The sequence below is a fragment of the Corynebacterium minutissimum genome (assembly GCF_016889765.1).
GTDB classification, from domain to species: Bacteria; Actinomycetota; Actinomycetes; order Mycobacteriales; family Mycobacteriaceae; genus Corynebacterium; species Corynebacterium minutissimum_B.
In genome coordinates this window covers 948045-970537 of the sequence record NZ_CP069533.1, presented here as the reverse complement: position 1 = coordinate 970537, position 22493 = coordinate 948045, and the positions used below count along the sequence as shown (strand labels likewise).

Here is a 22493-nt window from a genome sequence, read left to right as displayed (position 1 = left end):
AGCGCGAGGTAGGAATGAAAGAGAGGCGGCAGGAATCCCTGCCGCCTCTTTGCGCATCTCGGCAGAGGGATGACGTGCAGTGAGATTAGGTGAAAAAATTCATGTCAGCGTTACCCTGCCGTTGCTCAGGCAAGATATTCATTTCATTATGAAATATCACCTTCTTGCACCTGCTGCGCTCGCCGTCGCAGGCCTGTGCGCTGTAGCGCCGGTCGCGTCTGCCCAGTCATCCTTTAGCCCCCTGTCCTCGTCATCTAGTTTTTCGTCCTCACTCTTTAACTGGAATTCCTCGAGCAGCTCCAAGAAGCCGGAGGATGTCGCTCCAGGGGACTCGGAGGAGACTGAGACTCCACTGACGCCAGCGGACAACCGAGTCATCTGGCACGAGAGCTTTGATGAGGTGGAGAATCCCGCCCGCTTTACGCACCGTATGCCGGAGGGGTGGACGTCCTCCGTCGACGGCGTGAACTCTGGTGAAGCTCGGTGGAAGGGCTGGACTACGTCAACGATCCGTGACTGGACGTGGGCTGCTGAGACGGACATGCGTCATTGGTTTACTCAAGCCCACGACAATCTGGTCATCATTGATAGCAAGCAACAGCGCCTCAATGACACCGATGCCATGACCGCCCAGTTGACGTCCCCGAGCATTCCTGTGGCGGGCCAAGGTGACATCAACCTCGAGTTTGATCATCACTACCGCCAAGGAAAAGAGGGACAGAACGCTATGGTGCAGGTGTCCTTCGATGGAGCCGCACCGCAGACAATCGCGTCATTCGACCACGATGTCTTCTCCAAGCATCAGTCGCTACCTGTTGAGGTCCCAGCGGGTGCGCGGTCCATGCAGGTCACGTTCACCTACGCCAACGGTAACGATGACTGGTGGTGGGCGGTGGATAACGTGGGCGTCGTCAAGCGCTTGCCTGAGGTCACCGGCAAGCCGCAGGCCATTATCGATGTGTTATCCGATGTTCAAGGCGACCCCGAAGACTATAAGGAAGCAATTGGTCTGCTCAACGCTATGGACGACAAAGCCGGTGCGTTGGTCCTCAATGGTGACCTAGTGGATGACGGTTCCCAAGAGCAGTGGGACACGTTCTTGCAAGCACAGAAGGACGCACCACATGCTGCGGGAACGCAGCTGTGGACTATCGGCAACCACGAGATGTACGGTCCGGAAGGATCAGAAACATATCTCAACCGCTTCCTGACCTATGCAGGCCAAGACAAGCCGTGGACTGAGATTGTGGTCGACGGCGTCCCACTCATCTCTGTCAACACGGAATACTATTCCGACGTTGACCGTGGCGGAAAAGAACCGTTCCAGAGGCTGAGCAAGGAACAATTGGAGTGGCTCGATGAACGTTTGAACTATTGGGATGAGAAGGGGACTCCGGCGCTGGTATTTAGCCACCCTCTGCTGCCTCAGACCGTGTCCATGTCCCATTCGGCCTGGTATCAGAATGACTTTGAGGACCTTGAGGCCCTGTCCAATGTGGTGAATAAGTACACCAACATCGTGTGGTTTAGTGCCCATAGCCATTCGTCCCTTCGACAGAATAACTGGTGGGGTGTGCGCCGCTACGACGGTACTGGCGAGGCCGGACGCACCGGATTCCCCGTGGTAAACACCGGCGCAATCCTCAATGAGTACCTGCCGGATGGCGATCATGACGAAAAGGTTGTCAAGGAAAAGGAAGAGGCCTCCAGCGGACTGAGGGTCAAGGTTTTCTCTGACCGCGTCCGCGTGGAGGCCTGGGATTTCAAAGCCAACGAGATTATTGATGTCGTTGACTTTGCCCGTTAACTAGTTGCTACTTCTTCCATGGTTCAATCGGGTTGCCCTGCCACTCGGAGTTGCGCGGGACCTGGTCGCCGCGCATGACGAGGGAGCCAGGGCCGACCGTTGCTACGCTGCCGATGACAGAGGCGGGCAGCGCCACCGAATGCGAGCCCAGGGTGGCACCGTCCTTGATGGTTACGGTGTCGAGGCTCATGACGCGGTCCTGGAAGAGGTGCGTCTGCACCACGGTGCCGGGGCCCACGGAGGCGCCTTCGCCTACGTAGCAGAGGTCAGTCTCCGGGAACCAGTAGGAATCAATCCACGCGCCGTGGCCAATCTTGACGCCCAGAGCGCGCAGGCCCTGGTTGATTTCGCCCGCACCATAGGTGTGGGTAAAGAACCATGGAGCAGCGACGGCCTCCACGAAGGTGTCCTGTAGCTCGTTGAGCCACACAAACGCCGACCACAGTGGGTGGTCGCCCAGGGTCTGCGTGCCCACACAGATCCACTTCACGGCCACGGTGATCGTCATCGCGATGGCACCGGCCACCATGAGGATGAGGCCGCCGAGGGCCCAGGCCACTGCGATACCGAAGGTGCTAGCCAGCGCGTAGAGCGCGGCCAGCGTGCCGGCCAGCAACATGGCTGAGGTCATCGGTGCCAGCAGGCGCATGGTCTCAATCGCACCGCGTGCGGCCTTGACGCCGAAGCCTGGGTTGTAGGTGAGGGACTCGCCCTCCACACCGTCCACGTGGGCCTCCACGCGGCGCATACGCTCCGGCGGGGAACCCCACCAGTTGGCACCAGACTTGGTCTTCTTCGGCGTCGAGGAGAGCACCGCAACCAGCGAGTTCTTCGACAGCTTGCGGCCTGGACCCGTAATACCAGAGTTGCCCACGAAGGAGCGCTTGCCCACCTTGGTCTCACCCGTGAGCATCCAGCCGCCACCAAGCTCGTAGCCACCAATCATGGTGTCATCCGCCAAGAACGCGCCGTCCTTGACCTCAGTGAGCTTAGGCACCATAACGGCCGTGGAAATCTCCACGTTCTTGCCAATCGTGGCGCCCAAGGAGCGCAGCCAGGCAGGGGTGAGCTGGGAGGCATAGAGCGGGAAGAGCTGCGTGCGGGCCTCGTCCATGAGACGCTCAATGGCCCACAGACGCCAGCCCTTGAAGGAACGCACGGGTGCCACACCTGGCTTAAGGCCAAGCGAGAGCACGCGCACACCGAGCCAGGTCTGGAGCATGAAAGTGGCAAACGCAGCGAGGGCGCCGAGGGGTGCGAAGAAGAGGGAACCGATGAAGGGGGAGCCGTCGGTAAGCGCAATGAGGCCAACGACGACCGCCGCGCCTACGGCCAGCGCCACAATGGGCTGAAGGGCCAGCAGGATGGAGGTCGCGCCATAGATAGCGACCCACCACGGGCGGCGCTTCGGCGCATGGGACGGGAAGCGGTGCTTGGTTCGCCCCACCTTCTTGGCAGGCGAACCAGACCAGCGCTGGCCGTCCTTGATCTTCTTGCGTCCCGTCACGGTGGAGCCGGCCTCGACGTGGGCGTCCTTGCCCACGACGGTCCCCGGAAGCAACGTCGAGCGCGCGCCCACACGAGCGCCTTCCTTCACCTCAATCGCACCGACGCGCATGATATCGCCGTCGAGCCAGTAGCCAGTAAGGTCCACCTCCGGCTCGATGGCGGCATGCTTACCCAAGGTGAGTAGGCCCGTAACCGGCGGCAGGGAGTGCAAGTCCACGCCGCGACCAATCTTGACGCCCAGTGCGCGGGCATAGTTGTTGACCCAGGTAGCGCCCGCAATGGAGCGCGAGCCGGAGGCGTTTGCCCACCGTTCTGCTGCCCAAATGCGCAGGTGCGTCGAGCCGCCGCGGGGGTACTCGCCGGGCTTAATCCCAGCGGTAATCAGGCGTGCGCCAAAACCACCGATGGGGATGCGGCCGACCGGGGTTACAAAGACCACGAGGAGTACCGCCACGAGCCACCATGGGGTGGTCATGGCCCACTCCACGCCAAGGAGATTCGCCACGTTGGAGCCCAACAGCAGCCAGGCCAGCCACGTCGTGGCAGCCAGCGTCATGACAGGGATCTGGATGAGCGTCTGGGCCACGCGTGTACCAGTGCCGACGGGCTTGACCTCGCGGGCAGGCCCGGCGTCTTCGATGGATTCGGCACCAGCCAGCTGCTCTGCGAGCGAGCCCAGACGCGGGTGGTCGTAGAGGTCGCGCACGGCGACGGTGGGGAAGCGCTCGCGGATGCGGCCTACCAGCGTGGCGGCGGCCAGCGAGGTGCCGCCGAGGGAGAAGAAGTCAGCGTTGACGTCTTCCACAGAAACGCCGAGGGTGTCTACCCACAGCTCCGCCAGCCACTGCTCGGTTGGGTTGAGGCCGTCTGCCTCCACACCTACTCCTGGCAGCGGCCACGGCAGCGCCTTCTTGTCCACCTTGCCGGAGGTGCGAATCGGCAGCTCATCCATGACACAAATGCGCGGGACGAGTGCTGCCGGCATGGATTCCGCCAGTCGGGCATGCGCTGCTTCGTGGTCGAAACCAGCGTCCGGATCATCCAGGGAAACGTAGCCAACGAGTACGGACTCGCCGCCCGGAGTCTTTTGCACGGCCACGGCGGAGTTATACACGTTAGGCAGTGCCGCCACGTTGGCTTCGACCTCACCGAGCTCGATGCGGCGGCCACCAATCTTCACCTGGTCATCGACGCGTCCGACAAAGTACAGGCCGTCCTCTTCCAGGCGTACGTGGTCACCGGTGCGGTAGGCACGCTCCCAACCCATAGACTCCAGCGGCGCGTACTTCTCCGCGTCCTTCACCGGGTCCAGGTAGGCAGCCAGGCCCACACCACCAATGACGAGTTCGCCCACCTCACCGATGGCGACGGGATCGCCCTGCTTGTCGACGACCACCAGGTCCCAACCATTCAGCGGCAATCCAATCGATACTGGTTTGCCTGGCTGCATGTGCTGTGCGCAGGCCACGACGGTGGCCTCGGTGGGGCCGTAGGTGTTCCACATCTCGCGGTCCTCGGTGGCGAGGCGGTCCGTGAGCTCCTGGGAGCAGGCTTCGCCGCCGACGATGAGGAGGCGGATATTATCCAGGGCCTCGGCGGGCCACAGGCCGGCCAAGGTCGGCACGGTGGACACCACCGTGATGTCGCGGCGAATGAGCCAGGGACCCAAGTCCATACCGGAGCGCACGAGGGAACGCGGCGCCGGGACTAGGCAGGCGCCATGTCCCCAGGCCAGCCACATTTCCTCACAGGAGGCGTCGAAGGCCACGGACAGGCCGGCCAGTACGCGGTCATCCGGGCCGAGCGGTCCCTGTGGGCTATCAGCTAGGAAGAGAGCGGCCTCAGCATCAACGAAGGCAGCCGCGGAGCGGTGGCTGACGGCCACGCCCTTGGGCTTGCCCGTCGAGCCAGAGGTGAAGATGATCCACGCGGTGTCCTCAGGCCGCGGCTCGTCAAAGGGCGCGGCGTCTCCACCGAACGTGGGGCGCGCCATCTGCGCCCCACCCTCCCGCAGCATGCGGAAACCCTCGTCGGTGAAGACACCGTCGATGTCGGCCTCGCCGAAGACCATCTCGGCGCGCTCGTCGGGATCGTCGGCGTCGACAGGCACATAAGCAGCTCCGGCAGCCAGGGTGGCCAGGATGGCGAGGTAGAGCTCGCGCTTGCCGGAGGTCATGCGGATGCCGATGCGGTCGCCGCGGCGCACGCCGTTAGCGTGGAGTTCGGAGGCCCATGCGGAGACGTCGGCAAGCAGCTCGGCATAGGTGAGAATCTCACCATCGTCGAGGGCTGCAGCATCTGGGTACTGCTCTGCAGTTGTGCGCACGATATCCCACAAGGTGCGCTCAGGCGGGGCTAGGGCGCCCAAGAGGTACTGTTCAGGGACGTTTACAGTGTCGGTCGCGAGTGCGTGGCGACCATGGCTAGTTTCAGAGTCTGTCATTTAAGCATCACCACCTTCGGCGTCGTGGGATGCGTCTGCAGCAATAATGGCAGTGGCCAGCTTGCGCAGGTGCTTGAGCTGCTTGTTGGTGGATTCGTCCAGGGCGGCGTCCTCCGCCTCCGCAACGAGCACGGCAAGCTCTCTGTGGGCCTTCGCGCCCTTCTTGGTGGAGGCAATGATCTGGCGGCGGCGGTCCTTGGCGTCGCGTTCGCGCTTGACCCAATTGCGGGACTCCAAGGAGTCGAGCAGGCGCACCATATCGGAGGCATCGATAGCCAGGGTTTCAGACAGCGCGGACTGGGAAGAAGCGGCCTCTTCCACGAGGCAGGTAAGAACCCAGTACTCGCGCAGGGTGGTCTGTTGGGTCTGCAGTGCAGCCTCGACGCCTTCGCGGGTGCGGCGGCGGAGGCGCTCCAGCTGGAAGGAGGGGGACTCCAGCAGCGCGGTAGGAATTGAAACAGAATTTGATGAAGACATGCCGATGATTCTAGATCGCCTACCGTCGCAAACTTAAATCATGGGTCGAGTCCCACTACTTTGGGTAGATCATCGGCCGGCCTTGAGCCTTCCACGCGTCCGTGCCGCCATCGACATTGATGACGTCCCAGCCCTTCGCATGTTCGAGGTACTGGCAGACCTGCATGCTGCGCCCGCCTGCATGGCAGATGACGTAGATATCGCGGTCCGGGTCAATCTCGTCGAGTCGTTCCACGAGCTCGCCCATGGGGATGTGGGTAGCGCCTTGAGCGTGCTCGGTGTTCCACTCAAAGTCCTCGCGGACGTCGATAAGCTGGGCGTTGTCGGGTACTTCGGTAGGTTGTACGTTCTGCATGCGCCCCAGCTTACGTGGGTGCGGTTGCAGGGTTGGTGGGGGCACTTTACTGTGAGCAGTATGGGGGTGGGGCTTTTGATCGGAGGGGGTCATATGGAGGAGATTGTCGGCCGTGCTGGCTCGGCGGCAGCGGCAAAAGGTGAGGCGATCAAAATTACGCGGGGGCTGTATCTGCCACGTGAACCAACGGCATACGAGCTAGCGCAAGTGCTCAGCCGGCATTGGCCAGACAGTGCGTTGGACGGATATTCCGCGGCGATGGTGCTTCTTGAGCGGAAACCTGGGTTTCCGCTGCAGCTCATACGCGAAAAAGGCCTGGAAGACACCCGCTTTTATGTCTGTCGCCGAGCCCGCCCCAAGGGGGTATTCCCCTATGACGGGATCAACGTCTGCAATCCACTGCAGGCAGTGGAAGCCATGGAAGAACGACATGCGGTGATGTTCCTTGAAAAGTTCCTTGCGGGCAGGGACGCCGAAGGGCGGTTGAAGTTGCTCTCCATGGATTTTCGGCGGTTCTCGCAGCACACTCGGCGCGTGTTGGAGAAGGCGGTGATCGGTGCGGATAGCGTGCCTGAGCGGGCACTTACCCGTGCTTTGGAGCCCTTCTTTAGGGTGCGCAACAACGCCAAAATTGGGCCCTATCGGTGGGATCTCCTTTTGGAGGAGCACAAGATTGCCATCGAAGTCGACGGCTACGCCTATCACCGAGGGGAGAACCGCCGCCAATTCGAGCTTGACCGTCAGAAGCTGAATGACGCCGTACATCGCGGTTACACGCCGCTCCACTTCACCGCGACCACAATTGAGCATCACCTCGACAAGGTGGTGGAGCAGGTGCGCGGGGTGGCACAAGGGACAAAGCGGTATCTGGACCCGCCGTGGATGTGGCACCGGTTCTTTGTGTGAGGTGTCTTTCGGCAGTTTGATGTCGTTCACGGTAGATAAGGGCGAAAAATTGCGAAAATTTGGGCCTTATTTGCCGTGGGCGTAGGCGGGGTGGAGTTTTGACGTGAGCGTAGGCCGGGTGGAGAGCGCGACGGGGTTAAAGTTCCACCTGGTGCGCGGGCTTTAGCGGTGCGCTGAGAGGTACTCCAAGATGGCCTTGACGCGGCGATTATCCTCACTGGGGTCTAAACGCAGCTTGGTGAAAATGTTTGAGACATGCTTGGCCACCGCGGCGGAGGAAAGGACGAGCTCGGCGGCGATGTCCTTGTTGGATTTGCCGCGGGACATCAATTCGAGGACCTCGCGCTCGCGCGGGGTGAGCTCGCCCAGTCCGCTGCGCCCAGAGCTCATGAGAGCCTGCGCCACGGTGGGGTCGATGACGGTGCCGCCCTGGGCCACCACGTCCAAGCTGGAGAGGAAGTCGCGCACCTCAGAGACACGGTCCTTCAGAAGGTAGCCGGTGCCGGCATCAGGGGAATCGAAAAGCTCCACAGCGTACGCCGGTGCCACATACTGGGAGAGCACCATGACGGGCAGCCCTGGGTATGCGTTTCTTAAGTTCACGGCGGCCTTCAAACCGTCATCGCCCATTCCGGGCGGCATGCGCACGTCCGTGATGACGATGTCCGGCAGCTCGTTGCGGAGTGTATCCACCACGGCCTCGAGCGTAGGGGCAGAATCAGCTTGGCCCACAATTGAATGCCCGCGGCGCTCCAGAAGGCCGGCGAGGCCCTCGCGCAGAATGGCGGAATCATCCGCCACCACAATTCTCAAACTCATTTCTTTAAACTCCTGACTGTCCGCGATTGAGAAGAAGAGGTATCGAGGCTGCTACCCGGGTCGGCCCGCCCGGGGGAGAAGATAAAGTCATCTCCCCGCCAAAGGCAGCGAGGCGCTCGGCCATCCCGGCCAGCCCATGGCCTTGCACCACCTGCGCGCCGCCGGGGCCCTCATCCACCACGGTGATCTTTAAGGAGGCATCCGCGGTCACTAAGACGGAGACTGGCGCGCCGGGCGCGTGCTTCGCTGCGTTGGTCAGCGCCTCCGTGCCGAAGAAGTAGCCGCAGGCCAGCACCGAGGCGGAGAGCTTGGGTAACGGATGCGGGGCGAAGACGCTGACGTGGGGGCCGTGGGAAGAGGAGACGTCGGCAAGCGCGGCCACCAAACCGTGGTCCTGCAGGACCTGTGGGTGGATGCCGTGCACCGTCGTACGCAGGGAATTCAGGCCGCGGTCCACGTCCTGCTTGGCGGCGGTGAGGAGCTCGGCGAGGTCAGCGGGGGCGTCGAGAAGTGCCTCACCCAACTTCATGCTCGCAGCCACGAGATATTGCTGCGCGCCGTCGTGCAGGTCGCGCTCGATGCGGGCGCGCTCCACCTCGTAGGCATCCGCAATGGCGCGGCGCGAGGCCGTCAGCTGCGCGATCTTCTCCGCCTGCTGCTGCTCGTGGGTGGTGGTCTGAGGCTTTCTACGGAACACGTTTCACAGCATAACGGGCGACGGTCCCGGCAGGGGTAGTGCTGGCACTACCGTAAAGAGCAACGCTAGGACTGTTCTTTAAGTGGGCCTGAGACGGTGGAATGAGAGACATGGCACAGACACTTTCCTTAACAGACATCACCAAGGATTTCGGCGGCGGCCCGGTGCTCGCAGGAATCTCCCTCGATATCGAACCGGGCGAGCTCGTGGCCGTCATGGGGCCGTCCGGCTCCGGCAAGTCCACGCTGCTGCACTGCATGTCCGGCGTGCTTACCCCCACGCACGGCAGCGTGCGCTACGGGGATGAGGAGCTCTCCGCGCTTGGCGACGGCCCCCGCTCCCGCCTCCGCCTGCGCAACTTCGGCTTCGTCTTCCAGGATGGCCAGCTCCTGCCGGAGCTGACCAATGTTGACAACGTGGCGCTGCCCGCGATGCTCAACGGCGTTTCGCGCGGGGCTGCCCGCAAGCGAGCAATGGAGCTGCTGGACCAGCTGGGCTTGGGTGGTCTGGCGGAGCGCCGCCCGGCACAGGTTTCTGGCGGTCAGGCGCAGCGCGTGACCATTGCGCGTGCGCTGGTGGCCAATCCGGGCGTTGTCTTCGCCGATGAGCCCACCGGTGCGCTGGACCAGTCCACCGGCCACGAGGTCATGCAGATGCTGACCACCATCGTGCGCCAGGCCGGTGCGAGCCTGGTCATGGTCACTCACGACCCGAAGGTGGCCGACTGGATGCAGCGCCGCGTGGAGATTCGCGATGGCATCATCCACGATGACCGCCGCCTTGGGGTGGTTCGATGAACACCGCGACTTTAGTCTTTGACCTGCAGCGCGAATCGATACGCGCGCGCTCCGGAACGGGAATCGTCTCGGTTCTGGCTATTGTGAGCCTAACCATTGGTTCCGCCATTGCTTTCCTCGTCGCGGGCGGTACGTGGATGTTCTGGGAGCGTGCCCAACACGTCGAGGAGGCCGTGCCCGCGCTCAAGGAGGCCTTCGGCAACGAGATGGAGGGTTTCCTTTATCCGTGGTTCGCCCTGGCTCTGATGGCCTGCGCGTTTATTCTTCCGGCGCTGTTTAACCTCACCGCGCAGGCAGCCGTCCTCGGCGCCTCCGGCAGGGAGCACCGTCTGGCTACCCTGCGCCTGCTGGGGCTGAGTTCCCGCCAGGTGGAGCGCATGGCCATTGTGGAAACCGGACTGCAAGCCCTCATCGGCATCGTGCTGGGCGGGCTTATCAGCTTGCTCATCGCGCCTGTCTTTACCCAGCTGGACTTCCAGATGCGCTCTATTGCCCTGTCCGAGCTTCTCCTTCCCTGGTGGGGCTACCTCGCCGTGGCGGGTGTGCTCTTTCTGTTGGCCATCGGTGCGGCACTCGTCGGCATGCAGCGCGTGCGTGTGAGTCCGCTGGGGGTGGCCAAGCGTCAGATGCCTGCTGCCTACCGGTGGTGGCGCGTCATCGCTTTCCTCATCCTCGTCGCAGTTGGTGGCGTGTTTCTCTCCGGGAAGGCGGGCCCGCCCACCGCCATGGTCATCGTGGTCATGTTCGGCATGCTGATGAGCATCAACCTCATCGCGCCCTTCATCCTGCAGCTCGGTGCCCACGTCATGTCCCTCTTTCCCGGCACCGCGCACTTCGTGGCCTGCCAGCGCGTGGCGGGCAATGCGCGCCCGGCATGGAAACGAAGTGCGGCCATCGGCTTCTTCGGCTACTTGGCGGGTTTCCTCGTCGCAGCACCTTTGGGCTCCGATGCCTTGGCCATGGTTTTGAAGGAAGACCCTGGAATGAACGTGGTGTTCAAGGACGTTTCCACTGGTGTTTTGTTGACCCTCATCTTCGGCTTCACGCTGACCACCATGTCTATTCTTTTGGGCCAGGTGTCCGGCATCTTTGAGGACAAGGAGCTCATTCGCTCTCTGGATCTCATGGGCGTGCCGCGACACTTCCAGTTCCGCTCCGGCGCGCTGGTGGTCATGGGGCCCGTTGTGGCCTTGAGCCTCTTCGGCTTCCTCTTCGGTGGTGGGATCGCCTCGCTGATGTTTTTCTCCAGCGTCGATCAGAGCAACGTTGATGTTCTCAGCCGCCTGCTCATGGCCTTCGGTTTCCTAGCGGTGGGCTGGCTCGTCACGCTCCTCGCCGTTGTCCTGGCTGAACCTTTGCGCGGCTACGTGCTGCGAACCGGAGGGCGAAAAGAATGAAAACGGTACTGAAAATCTTCGGCGGACTCTTTATAGTCGCCCTCATCGTGGTGCTCGCGGCCGTGTATTTCTTCGGCCCCTCCTATGGCGGGGCGCTGTTGGGAAAACCCGTATTCCTCTTCAATGCCAGCGAAAAGCGCATCAACACCGCGATGGTGGATACCGCTGCCATCTCTGGAATCTACGGTGAGAGCGAGGAATTCCAGAGCGCTCGCGAGGCCTTCAAAGAGGACCCCACGAACCCGGATCTCCTCGATGCCGCCATCGACGCCGCCGGCGGTAAGCATTCCAAGGTCTTTAGTACCGAGAAGGAAAAGGCCACCGACAACACCGATCCCTCGGTTGAGTTTGAAGACGGCGTCCTGCGCGCCACCGTCCCGTCCATCGGCCGCCACGATGACGGCCAAACCTACGCCGATACTTTGGCGCAGGGTCTGACCGCCCACCCAGAGGCCTGTGCCGCAGTGGTCGATCTACGCGGCAATGACGGTGGTGACATGGGGCCCATGTACGCAGGGCTCAGCTCGCTGCTGCCGGACGGCACCGCGCTCTCCTTTGTCAGCCGCATGGGGACCACGGACGTTGTCATTGACGGCAACTCTGTCACCGGCGGTGGCACCCCCACCACCACGTCCGGCGGCAAGCTTGAGGTTCCCGTCGCCGTGCTAACCGACGGTGTCACCGCCTCCTCCGCGGAAGCCACCCTCCTAGCCTTCCGCGGCCTGGACAACGTGCGTACCTTCGGCGAACCGACGGCGGGCTACGCCTCCGCCAACATGGTCATTGACTATCCGGATGGCCGCTCCCTCATGCTCACCACCGCCAAGGATAAGGCCCGCACCGGTGAGGAATTCGCCGAAGACCCCATCGCTCCCGATGCCCCAGAATCCGAGCTCGACTCTTGGCTCGCTTCCCGCTGCGGCTAGCTTCCCACCGCAGCTTCTTCGGTCACGTGTGCCTCTGACGTTCACGGTAAATAGTGCCCCAAACTTCGCGGCGGTTTCAAGTGGTGGATGCATCACTTGAATAGTTCTTGTATCTTCTCTTCGGGTTTATACCAGTCGAGGACTTTTCTAGGGCGCCCGTTGAGAAGGTCTTGAATGTGTTGGACATCCTTGTCGGTCAGAGTACTAAAGTCGCTTCCTTTAGGTAGGAAGTCTCTGACTAGCCCGTTGGTGTTTTCGTTGGTAGGGCGCTGCCAAGGCGAGTGCGGATCGCAGAAGTAAACTGCTAGTCCACGTGCGATGCTCAGCTTGTCGACTTGGGCTAATTCAACGCCTTGGTCCCAGGTCAGCGTTTTGGTGATGTTGCGTATTTTGCCGGTAAACATCTCGATTAACTTATCGACAGTCGTGGCGGAATCATGAACATCCAGTTTGCGGATCATGGTGTAGCGAGTACTGCGTTCTACACAGGTTACGAGTGCAGTGGTTCCTCCTTGGCCGATGATGAGATCGCCTTCCCAGTGTCCTGGAACAGCGCGGTCTTCAACGCTGGCAGGGCGCTTGCTGATGCGGTAGTCTTCACCAATCCAGCTTCGATTACCGCGGGCTGGCAGGCGTGATTGTGGTTTTCGGCCGGTACGCCCAGAACGCAGGGCTTTTTCTACCTTCAATTCCTGGCGCAAAGCGCCTTTGGCTTGGATGTAGAGAGCTTGGTAGATGGTTTCATGGCTAATTGACATATCCCCACCTTTACCGAAGCAGCGGGCAAGATAGTTCGAAATCTGCTCAGGCGACCACTTCGTGTTCAACCCCTCGATGACCAAGGCACGCAACTGCGGGTTGGTATCGAGTTTGCGGGGTTTAGGCCTGGCTAGGCGGTCTACAGCCCGCTTTTGTGCCACGAGGGCATCGTAGCCATGCTCAGTCATCCCACGGGCGATTTCCCTGCTAATCGTCGACTGATTACGTCCCAGCTGGGCTGCAATCTCGCGGTGAGTATGGCCCTGTTTCAGCAGGTAGGCTATCTCTATTCGGTCATGTCGGATAAGACGCTTTCCGCGTCCTACCTTCGATTCAGATTCAGTGGGATGATCATTGAGTATCAAACGCCCAGACATGTGATCATGGTGCCACGCTTTGACCGTGTCAGCGCTGCGATCAACCACCTGGCCGGCCTGCTTATAGCTTTTGCCAGCATCAACCAGCTTTAGAGCTTGGGCAATGCGATCCCGGTCATGTTGTGCCGTTCCACCGCGATTGCCTCGGACGAGCTCCAACCCGTCCTGAGCAAGGTAGCGATAAGCCAGACTTTGAGGAAACCCGACCTCTTCAATTGCGCTGAGCACAGATCGGCCACTCTCAACCAGAGCGACAACTTGTTGATACTGCTTGTCAACCAAACTCCGCTGACGCCGAGCACGGTTAAGCCCCTCGCTTTGGCGCCATGCCCTCGCCTGAACCTTCGAGACGCCCAACTCCTTCAGGATCACTGGCACCGGACGCGCATCATGCAGATACGCCTCCACAAACCGCTCACGTAGCTTCTCATCACCTGACATCTACACAACCTCCTAGCTGTATAGATGCATTCACCACCTGAGCCCGCCCGCAATTTTTCGCCACTATTTACCGTGAACGACAGTGAATCTGCGAAAGAAAGTAGAAGCAGCCGGGGGAAGGGGACCTCAAAGGCTTACTTGAAGCGGGCCTTAGCCTCTTCGAGAATCTTCTCCGCTTCAGCCTTGTCGCCCCAGCCGGAGCCGGTAACTTCTTTGTTCGGCTCCAGGTCCTTGTAGTGGACGAAGAAGTGCTCGATCTCATCCTTGATGTGCTGCTCCACATCGTTGATGTCCTGGTAGCGCTCCCAGCGCGGGTCATCGATAACGGCGAGCAGCTTGTCGTCGCCGCCGGCCTCGTCGGTCATCTTGAACACACCGAGGATGCGAGCTTCCACGACAACGCCCGGGAAGACCGGCTCCGGGAGGATGACGAGTGCGTCGAGCGGGTCGCCGTCCTCGCCGAGGGTGTGGTCGATGAAACCGTAGTCAGCCGGGTAAGCCATCGGGGTGAACAGGTAACGGTCCAGGTAAACCTTGCCGGACTCGTGGTCCACCTCGTATTTGTTGCGGGAGCCCTTCGGGATCTCGATGGTTACTTCAACGCTCACAGCTGATTCCTCCATAACTAATAGGTTGGCATGTGCTCCGCTTAGTCTACCGCGCTACTCTAAAGGGCGATGAAAGCGAAGCATGTCTGGTGGAGTACTGCGGCCCTCGTCACTGCAGGAGCCGTGGCGGCGACGGCCGCGTTGGGTGTAAAGATCCAGCGCACCTACGATCATCTGGACCACGGCGAGCCTTATGCGCAGGCCGCGCCCGCGACCTTAGTCCAGCCTGTTGAGCCCGGCGATATCGACGCCGCTGCGCTGAAGACTCGGTTGGATGGACTGGGCAAGGACAAAGCCCTCGGAACATTTGGCGCGCAGGTCATCGACACCACGACGCACGAGGTGGTGTGGGAGCGCGAACCGGCTAAGCCGCTGACGCCGGCCTCAGCAACCAAAGTACTGACGGTTGCGGCGGCTACCCTCGCCTTGGATGAAAATGCGCGCCTTCGCACCGAGGTCGTCCGAGGAGCACAGGAGGGCGAGGTAGTCATCAAAGCCGCGGGCGACGTCTGGCTGACGGATGAGCGCCTCGATGAGCTGGCGGAACAAGTTAAGGAGCACGTGAGCACCGTCACGCGCGTAGCCATCGACACGTCAGTCTGGCAAGGCCCCGACCAAGCCCCCGGATGGGATGATGACAACATTGATGGCGGCTTCGTCGCGCCCATTCAGCCGGCCATGCTTTATGGCGGCCGCCTGGGGGAGAAGACGGGCGATGTCCCGCGCTCCCACGAGCCGGCTCTCGACGTCGCCCGCGCACTCGCACAGCGCTTGGGCACGGACAAAGCCAACATCGCCGCCGCGCCCGAGGGCTCCGAGGTCATCGCCAGCAGCGAGTCCGAGCCGCTGGCCCTGCGCGCCCAGCAGGCAGTGAAGGATTCCGACAATGTCATGGCAGAAGCCATCGCCCGCGAGCTCGCCGTCCATCACAATGCCGAGGCCAGCTTCGAGGGGGCCGCGGAAGCAACGCTCGACATCCTGGGCAACCACGGCATCGATGTCAACGGCGTCACCCTCAAAGACGGTTCCGGACTGTCCCGCGATAATCGCATCCCCGCCGGTGTACTTGCCCACATCTTGGACACAGCAGTCGCCAGCGAGGACCTCCGCCCGCTTCTGGGCTACCTCCCGCTCGCTGGCGGCGAAGGGACCCTCTACCAGCGCTACCCGGAGTCCCCGGCCCGCGGCTTCGTCCGCGCCAAGACCGGAACCCTGACCGAAACCTCCGCCCTCGCGGGCACCGCGCAAGGTACGTCCGGCCGGGTCTACGCCTTTGCTTTCCTGGTCAATGATGGCGAGGTCATGTCCGCCCGTAAAGCCCAAGACGCCCTGGCCGCCGCACTCCATGACTTCTAAGAAACCCTTCTGGCCGCGGCACAGCCCCAACTTCCTAGCCTGCCGCGTGGCCGCCCGCGCCGTGGTGGGGGACACGCCGCGCGCCATCGCGGTGGGGCTGTCCGGCGGCGCGGATTCCCTCGCGCTGACCGCAGCGCTCATTGCCGAAGGACACGACGTCACCGCCCTGTGTATCGATCATGGCTTGCAGGAGGGATCGGCCGACCAGGCGCGCCGGGCAGCCGACCAAGCTCGGGCGTGGGGTGCGGGGGCGAAGGTGATTCGGGTGGACGTCGGCAAGCAGGGCTCTGTTGAGGCCGAGGCCCGCACCGCGCGGTACCGTGCCTTCGCGCCTTGGGGTGAGGTGGCCGTGGCGCATACCGCCGATGACCAGGCCGAGACACTGTTGCTGGGCGCCTTGCGCGGGAAAATCTCTGGCATGCTCGAGCGCGCCGAGGTGGAGGGCGCCCGCGTGGTGCGCCCGCTGTTGAGCGTGCGCCGTACCCAGACCGAGGCCGCCTGCGCGGAGTTGGGCGTCGAGGTGTGGCACGATCCCCACAACGCGGATACTGCATTCCGCCGTGTGGCCCTGCGCCGCGACATCCTCCCGCGCCTAGCGGACATCGTGGGCGGTGACCCCGTTCCGGCACTCGCCCAGGCAGCCCAGGACGCCGCGCTTGACGACGCCTCCCTCCTCACCCCACCCACCCCCAACTGCGCCGAGCTAGCCGCGCTGCCTGAACCGAAGCGCCGCCGCGCCTTAGCCGCTTGGCTGCGCGAGCAGGGCGTGGAGGTCACGCGGGAAGCTATTCGTGGCGTGGATAAGCTGTGCACGCAGTGGCACGGTCAAGGTGGTGTTGCAGTGAGGGGCGAAAAGGTGGGCACAAGGTTGGAAGTCTTGAGGGTTGGTGGCACACTGTCACTATTGCCTCGGTCAGCAAAGGAGCGCTCACGTGCACGACAATCATGATTCAGACGTCCCCGCCCACCCCTACGGCACAGACATCCAAGCCGTCCTGGTCGCCGAAGATGCCCTCCAGGAGCGCATCCAGGAGATGGCGGATCGCGTCTCGGAGAAATACCGCAACGCAGAAGATGACCTCATCCTCGTGTGCGTGCTCAAAGGCGCGGTGTTCTTCCTCACCGATTTTGCCCGCAAGCTGACTATTCCTTCCCAGCTGGAATTCATGGCGGTGTCCTCGTATGGAAACTCCGCCTCCTCCTCGGGCGTGGTGCGCATTCTTAAGGACTTGGACCGCGACATTGAAGGCCGCGATGTGGTCATCGTGGAGGACATCATTGATTCCGGCCTGACCTTGTCGTGGCTCATCCGCAACCTGCAGGGCCGCCAGCCGCGCTCCCTGGAGGTGGTCACCCTGCTGCGCAAGCCAGAGGTGGTCAAGGCAGAGCTTGACCTGTTCGATGTAGGCTTCGATATCCCCAACGAGTTTGTCGTGGGTTATGGCCTGGATTTTGCCGAGCGCTACCGTGACCTGCCCTATGTAGGCACGCTGCATCCGGCTGTCTATAGCAACGATTAATCTTTATTCTTGTCCGGCGCTTTAAGCCGCAATTGTGCAAGGTAGTTAATGAAAAACAAGAACATCATCCGCTACGGCTCCATCGCGGGCCTGGTCCTCATCCTGCTGTACGCATTCACGTTCTTTACCAACGATGCCCGCAGCTTCAAACAGGTGGACACCTCGGTGGCCATGGAGCAGCTGACCTCTAAGAACGTCGAGGAAGCGCAAATCGACGACCGTGAGCAGCAAGTGCGCCTCAAGCTCAAGAAGCCGGTGACGGTGGAAGAGCAGGAGGGCATCGAGGAGGTCATTGCCAAGTACCCAGCACGTGCCTCCGAGCAGGTCTTTAACGCGGTCAAGGACTCCGGTGCTGAGAAGTACCAGACGAAGGTCACACAGGATTCCTTCATCGGCTCGATGATTAGCTTCCTGCTGCCGATGCTGCTGCTCTTTGCGCTGTTGTTCTGGATGATGTCGCGCATGCAGCAGGGCGCTGGCGGCATGTTTGGCATTGGCGGCTCCAAGGCCAAGGAGCTGACCAAGGATATGCCGACCAACACCTTCGCGGATGTGGCCGGCGCAGACGAGGCCGTGGATGAGCTGCAGGAAATCAAGGACTTCCTCGATGATCCGGAGCGCTACCATGCCCTCGGCGCGAAGATTCCGCGCGGCGTGCTTCTCTACGGCCCGCCGGGCACCGGTAAGACCTTGCTAGCCCGTGCCGTGGCGGGCGAGGCCGGTGTGCCGTTCTACTCCATTTCTGGCTCCGACTTCGTGGAGATGTTCGTCGGCGTGGGTGCCTCCCGCGTGCGCGACCTGTTCAAGCAGGCCAAGGAAAATAGCCCGTGCATCATCTTCGTTGATGAGATTGATGCCGTGGGCCGCCAGCGCGGCTCCGGTACCGGCGGTGGCCACGATGAGCGCGAGCAGACCCTCAACCAGCTGCTCGTGGAGATGGACGGCTTCGGTGACCGCGAGGGCGTTATCCTCATCGCGGCCACCAACCGTCCCGACATCCTGGACCCGGCGCTGCTACGCCCGGGCCGCTTCGACCGCCAAATCCCGGTCACCAACCCGGACCTGGCCGGCCGCGAGCAGATTCTGCGCGTGCATGCCAAGGACAAGCCGCTGGCCAAGGAAGTAGATGTGGCACAGCTGGCCAAGCGCACCGCCGGCATGTCCGGCGCGGACCTGGCCAACGTGCTCAACGAGGCCGCCCTGCTCACCGCCCGCATCGGCGGCAACGTCATTACCTATGATGCGCTGGAAGAGGCTACCGACCGCGTCGTCGGCGGCCCGCGCCGCCAGGGCAAGATCATTTCCGAGCATGAAAAGAAGGTCACCGCCTACCACGAGGGCGGTCACACGCTGGCCGCGTGGGCGCTCAAGGACATTGAGCGCGTCTACAAGGTCACCATCCTGGCCCGCGGGCGCACTGGTGGCCACGCTATGACAGCGCAGGAAGACGACAAGGGCATGTATACCCGCGATGAGCTCTTCGCGCGCCTCGTCTTCGCCATGGGCGGCCGTGCCGCTGAGGAGCTGGTCTTCGGCGCACCAACCACCGGTGCTTCCTCCGATATCGAGCACGCCACCAAGATTGCGCGGTCCATGCTTACCGAGTACGGCTTCTCGCCGGATCTGGGCACCGTCAAGTACGGCAAGGAGCAGGGCGATCCCTTCAGCCAGATGGGTGGCGGCGGGACCATCGACTACTCCGATGCCATTGCCGCCAAGATTGATGAGCAGATGGCCTACCTCCTGAACAGCGCGCACCAGCAGGCTTATGACATCCTGTCTGAACACCGCGATTACCTCGACACCCTGGCGGAGATGCTCCTGGAGAAGGAGACCCTGCGCCGCCCAGACCTCGAGGGCATCTTTGAGGGCATCGAGCCGCGCGAAGCTTTCGACGTCTTCCCGAATGAGGACGAGCGCTTCCCGCGCCAAGCCGGCCGCGAGCCCGTGAAGACCCCAGTGGAGCTGGCCAAGGAGCGCGGTGAGGAGCTGCCGAAGCGCATGACGCTTCTCGACGCCTCCCGGGCCGCCCGCGAGCGCCGCCTCGCCGCTCAAGAAAAGGGACAGGCTGAGCCCACCGCTTCGGAGAAGGAAATCGGCTTCAGCTTTGGACAGCATGCCGGTGACGTTGTGGACCCTGACCAGGGTAATACCTTCTTCGGTGAGTCTGAAGCTAAGCCCGTCACCGATGCGACCGGCCACGAGCAGGAGGTGCCGGAACAGGAACTGCGCAACGCCCAGGGCGGCCTCAGCCACGATGAGACCCAGGAAATCCCGCGCGTAACGGATGCCCCGGAGCCGCAGCGCAAGGCGGAGCGCCGTGGACGCCACGCCAAGCCCGACAGCCATGACAGTCACAGCAGTCATGACGGTCATGGAAACCACGGCTGGGGCGCACCCGGCTGGGGCGAGCAGGACCACCGCAACAACCCGTACAAGGACGGCCAGGACAATGAGCGATAACATCCCAGCTCAGCGCGAATTCGACCACGAGCGCGCGGAAGCCGCCGTGCGCGAGCTGCTCATCGCCGTGGGCGAGGACCCCGACCGCGAGGGCCTGCGCGAGACCCCAGCGCGCGTGGCTCGTGCCTATGCGGAGGTCTTCGCCGGGCTGCACGAAGACCCCACGGAGGTCCTCCACAAGACCTTCGCCGAGGAGCACCAAGAGCTCGTCCTCGTGCGCGATATCCCCATCTACTCCACGTGCGAGCACCACCTCGTGCCCTTCTATGGCACGGCGCACATCGGCTACATCCCGGGCCCTGACGGTCATGTCACCGGCTTGTCCAAGCTGGCACGCCTGGCGGATATGTACGCCAAGCGTCCGCAGGTGCAGGAACGCCTGACCAGCCAGATCGCCGATGCGCTGGTGGAGGTTCTCCACGCCCAGTCCGTCATCGTGGTCATCGAATGCGAGCACCTGTGTATGGCGATGCGCGGCATCCGCAAGCCGGGGGCAACGACGACGACGTCCGCGGTGCGCGGCGGTTTCAAGAAGAACGCGGCCTCCCGTGCGGAGGTCATGAGCCTGATTAGGAGCTAACCCCTATGGCAGTCAGCAACCTCACCGTCCCCGGCCGCACGTTGGTCATGGGAATCCTCAATGTCACGGAGGATTCCTTCTCCGACGGAGGGCGCTGGATCAAGGTAGATGATGCCCTTGCACACGCCCACAACCTCGTGGACGCGGGCGCGGACATGATTGACGTCGGCGGCGAGTCCACCCGCCCCGGTGCGGTGCGCGTGGCTGCCGAGGAGGAAGAGAGCCGCGTCGTGCCCGTCATCAAGGCACTGCACGAGGAGGGGATAAAGACCTCGGTGGATACGATGCGGGCGTCGGTAGCCGCAGCGGCAGCCGAAGCCGGCGTGGACATGATTAATGATGTCTCCGGTGGCGCTGCCGACCCGGACATGTATCGCACCATGGCTGCCACGGGTCTTCCGGTGTGCCTGATGCACTGGCGCACCGTTCAGTTCGGCAGCGCGGCCGGTGTGGCGGACCACGGCGGCGATGTAGTGCGCGATGTGCACGATTCTTTGGCGGCGCTGGCGGATTCCGCACTGGCCGCCGGCGTCAGCCACGACAACATCGTGGTCGACCCCGGCCTAGGCTTTGCCAAGTCCCCGCAGGATAACTGGGCGCTTCTCAAGGCCCTGCCGGAGTTCCTCCAGGGCGAATTCCCACTGCTCGTGGGGGCCTCCCGCAAGCGCTTCCTCGCGGCTATTCGGGAGGACCGCGGGGCCGAGTCCAGCCCGCTGCTCGCGGATCCGGCCACCGCGGCCGTCACGGCAATCTCCGCACAGATGGGCGCGTGGGGCGTGCGCGTGCACGAAGTGGACGTCTCGCGCGATGCCGTGGATGTTGCCGCCGCCTGGAATTCAGGCGCGGCGTATACGGGCGGCGCGCATGCCTCCGGAAGTTACGCCAACGGTGCCGATGGTGGCACGGTGGTCTCGACGTCTTTGGGAAGGGCCTAAAACATGGCGGATCGTATCGAACTTACTGGCCTGGAGTGCTTTGGCTACCACGGCGTCTTCGAGGAAGAGAAGAAGACGGGGCAGCCCTTCATCGTGGATGTCACCTGTTGGCTAGACACCGCGGGAATCGAGGATGACTTAAGCCGTACGGTGGATTACGCCGAGCTTGCCGACGTCGCCGCGGGCATCGTCGAAGGCCCGTCCCGCGATCTCATCGAGACAGTGGCCGCGGAGGTCGCCGAGACTGCAATGGAGCGCTTCGATATTCTTCACGCCATCGAGGTGACCATCCACAAGCCGAAGGCACCCATCCCACGCACCTTCGCCGACGTGGCCGTTGTAGCCCGCCGCTCCCGGAAGAGGATGGCAGGCTAATGCGCGCAGTCCTGTCCATCGGCTCCAATATGGAAGACCGCCGCGCGCTCCTCCAGACCGTCTTCGACGAGTTTGCCGATGAGACCATCGCCGCCTCTCCGGTCTATGCCACCCCACCGTGGGGAGTGACAGACCAGGGAGATTTCCTCAATGCGGTGCTCATCGTGGACGTGGACTGCACTCCGCTGGAGCTTCTGCGCCGCGGGCAGAAGCTGGAGGAGGCTGCCGAGCGTGTCCGCGTGCGGCACTGGGGCCCGCGCACTTTGGACGTGGACATCGTGCAGATAGACGGCGTGACTTCCGACGACCCAGAACTTACCCTTCCGCACCCGTATGCACACCAGCGCGCCTTCGTGCTCGTGCCGTGGTTGGCCGCGGACCCAGACGCGGAGCTCAACGGCACCTCAGTGCGCGAGCTCATCGCCGGCCTCGACGAGGAGGAGGTTGCGGCGGTAAAGGAAGTGAATGAGTAATGACGAGGACGTCGATTAGCGCGCTCGTTGGCACGGCCCTGTTTGTAGCCGCCGCGGCTGCTATTCTCACCACCCGCTTTTATGGCTCGATGCTGGCTATCCCAGCAACGGTATCGATTTCCCTGTGGGCCATGGCGGTGGTGTGCGGCGTCCTTACCCTCAAGGTGCGCAGTGCTAAGGAAGATGAGCACGGAATCGGTTTGGACAACTCGCAGCTTAACCCCATGACCATTGCGCAATTCTTGTTGGTCGGCAAAGCCTCAGCATGGACCGGCGCCATTGTGGGCGGGGCCTACGCCGGCATCGCCGTGTACGTCGTGCCGCGCGTCGGCGAACTCGTGGCCGCCTCCGGGGACCTCGCCGGAGTGCTTGCTTCCACCCTGGGTGGGGCAGCGATGAGTGTAGCCGGCGTGGTGTTGGAGCGACACTGCGAGGTTCCACCTCCATCCGACGGAGCACAAGCGGTAAGTTAG

Annotated in this window: 21 protein-coding genes; 14 read left to right on the top strand and 7 right to left on the bottom strand. The window is 62.6% G+C overall.

Features of this window, described 5'->3' with window-relative positions:
• Positions 1–148: 148 nt before the first annotated feature.
• Positions 149–1807, top strand: a complete 1659-nt coding sequence (locus I6J26_RS04525) for a metallophosphoesterase family protein (protein WP_204084469.1) — start codon at positions 149–151, stop codon at positions 1805–1807.
• Between the two features lie 7 nt (positions 1808–1814).
• Here the strand turns inward: I6J26_RS04525 and I6J26_RS04520 are convergent, their stop codons facing one another.
• The 3 genes from I6J26_RS04520 to I6J26_RS04510 are packed head-to-tail and all read right to left on the bottom strand — an operon-like array spanning position 1815 to position 6591.
• Positions 1815–5759, bottom strand: a complete 3945-nt coding sequence (locus tag I6J26_RS04520; RefSeq protein WP_115023682.1) for a Pls/PosA family non-ribosomal peptide synthetase — start codon at positions 5757–5759, stop codon at positions 1815–1817.
• Positions 5760–6236, bottom strand: a complete 477-nt coding sequence (locus I6J26_RS04515; protein WP_115023680.1) for a MarR family winged helix-turn-helix transcriptional regulator — start codon at positions 6234–6236, stop codon at positions 5760–5762.
• Positions 6237–6291: 55 nt separating this feature from the next.
• Complete coding sequence (locus I6J26_RS04510) at positions 6292–6591, bottom strand: rhodanese-like domain-containing protein (protein ID WP_115023677.1); 300 nt, start codon at positions 6589–6591, stop codon at positions 6292–6294.
• Between the two features lie 93 nt (positions 6592–6684).
• Here I6J26_RS04510 and I6J26_RS04505 point away from each other — a divergent pair, with 93 nt between their 5' ends.
• Positions 6685–7497, top strand: a complete 813-nt coding sequence (locus tag I6J26_RS04505) for an endonuclease domain-containing protein (protein WP_115024474.1) — start codon at positions 6685–6687, stop codon at positions 7495–7497.
• Positions 7498–7659: 162 nt separating this feature from the next.
• Here the strand turns inward: I6J26_RS04505 and I6J26_RS04500 are convergent, their stop codons facing one another.
• Positions 7660–8316 carry a LuxR C-terminal-related transcriptional regulator gene (locus tag I6J26_RS04500; protein WP_115023674.1) on the bottom strand — a complete coding sequence of 219 codons (657 nt, stop codon included), beginning with the start codon at positions 8314–8316 and terminating at the stop codon, positions 7660–7662.
• A 4-nt stretch (positions 8317–8320) separates the two neighbouring features.
• Positions 8321–9013: a sensor histidine kinase gene (locus I6J26_RS04495; protein WP_115023672.1), complete on the bottom strand. Its 693-nt coding sequence runs from the start codon at positions 9011–9013 to the stop codon at positions 8321–8323.
• A 110-nt stretch (positions 9014–9123) separates the two neighbouring features.
• On the opposite strand from I6J26_RS04495, the gene I6J26_RS04490 reads away from it, so the two are divergent.
• From I6J26_RS04490 to I6J26_RS04480, 3 genes are read left to right on the top strand one after another with little or no spacing between them, the layout of a single operon-like run.
• On the top strand, positions 9124–9810 hold the full coding sequence (locus I6J26_RS04490) for an ABC transporter ATP-binding protein (RefSeq protein ID WP_115023669.1): 687 nt from the start codon (positions 9124–9126) through the stop codon (positions 9808–9810).
• Positions 9807–11207, top strand: coding sequence for an FtsX-like permease family protein (locus I6J26_RS04485; protein ID WP_115023666.1), 1401 nt, complete (start codon positions 9807–9809; stop codon positions 11205–11207). The genes I6J26_RS04490 and I6J26_RS04485 overlap by 4 nt, the downstream gene beginning before the upstream one ends.
• A complete protein-coding gene (locus tag I6J26_RS04480) occupies positions 11204–12133 on the top strand; it encodes a S41 family peptidase (protein ID WP_115023663.1) in 930 nt (309 codons plus the stop codon). Before I6J26_RS04485 ends, I6J26_RS04480 begins: the two co-directional genes overlap by 4 nt.
• 92 nt (positions 12134–12225) lie before the next feature.
• Here the strand turns inward: I6J26_RS04480 and I6J26_RS04475 are convergent, their stop codons facing one another.
• A complete protein-coding gene (locus I6J26_RS04475) occupies positions 12226–13710 on the bottom strand; it encodes an IS30 family transposase (RefSeq protein WP_115023660.1) in 1485 nt (494 codons plus the stop codon).
• A gap of 134 nt (positions 13711–13844) precedes the next feature.
• Positions 13845–14318: an inorganic diphosphatase gene (locus I6J26_RS04470; RefSeq protein ID WP_039676644.1), complete on the bottom strand. Its 474-nt coding sequence runs from the start codon at positions 14316–14318 to the stop codon at positions 13845–13847.
• Between the two features lie 69 nt (positions 14319–14387).
• Between I6J26_RS04470 and dacB the strand changes: the two genes are divergently transcribed.
• From dacB to I6J26_RS04425, 9 genes are read left to right on the top strand one after another with little or no spacing between them, the layout of a single operon-like run.
• On the top strand, positions 14388–15674 hold the full coding sequence (gene dacB / locus I6J26_RS04465; protein ID WP_115023658.1) for a D-alanyl-D-alanine carboxypeptidase/D-alanyl-D-alanine endopeptidase: 1287 nt from the start codon (positions 14388–14390) through the stop codon (positions 15672–15674).
• Positions 15664–16623, top strand: coding sequence for a tRNA lysidine(34) synthetase TilS (tilS, locus tag I6J26_RS04460; RefSeq protein ID WP_115023655.1), 960 nt, complete (start codon positions 15664–15666; stop codon positions 16621–16623). The genes dacB and tilS overlap by 11 nt, the downstream gene beginning before the upstream one ends.
• A complete protein-coding gene (gene hpt, locus I6J26_RS04455) occupies positions 16607–17194 on the top strand; it encodes a hypoxanthine phosphoribosyltransferase (RefSeq protein ID WP_039676638.1) in 588 nt (195 codons plus the stop codon). The genes tilS and hpt overlap by 17 nt, the downstream gene beginning before the upstream one ends.
• Before the next feature lie 48 nt (positions 17195–17242).
• Positions 17243–19657, top strand: coding sequence for an ATP-dependent zinc metalloprotease FtsH (gene ftsH, locus I6J26_RS04450; RefSeq protein ID WP_115023652.1), 2415 nt, complete (start codon positions 17243–17245; stop codon positions 19655–19657).
• Positions 19647–20237: a GTP cyclohydrolase I FolE gene (gene folE, locus I6J26_RS04445; protein WP_039676634.1), complete on the top strand. Its 591-nt coding sequence runs from the start codon at positions 19647–19649 to the stop codon at positions 20235–20237. Before ftsH ends, folE begins: the two co-directional genes overlap by 11 nt.
• Positions 20238–20242: 5 nt before the next feature.
• Positions 20243–21172, top strand: a complete 930-nt coding sequence (gene folP / locus I6J26_RS04440; RefSeq protein ID WP_115023650.1) for a dihydropteroate synthase — start codon at positions 20243–20245, stop codon at positions 21170–21172.
• Positions 21173–21175: 3 nt separating this feature from the next.
• The gene (gene folB, locus I6J26_RS04435) at positions 21176–21547 is read left to right on the top strand and encodes a dihydroneopterin aldolase (RefSeq protein ID WP_115023648.1); all 372 of its coding nucleotides are present in this window, start codon (positions 21176–21178) and stop codon (positions 21545–21547) included.
• A complete protein-coding gene (gene folK / locus I6J26_RS04430; protein WP_115023645.1) occupies positions 21547–22020 on the top strand; it encodes a 2-amino-4-hydroxy-6-hydroxymethyldihydropteridine diphosphokinase in 474 nt (157 codons plus the stop codon). The genes folB and folK overlap by 1 nt, the downstream gene beginning before the upstream one ends.
• Positions 22020–22493 carry a DUF3180 domain-containing protein gene (locus I6J26_RS04425; RefSeq protein WP_115023643.1) on the top strand — a complete coding sequence of 158 codons (474 nt, stop codon included), beginning with the start codon at positions 22020–22022 and terminating at the stop codon, positions 22491–22493. The genes folK and I6J26_RS04425 overlap by 1 nt, the downstream gene beginning before the upstream one ends.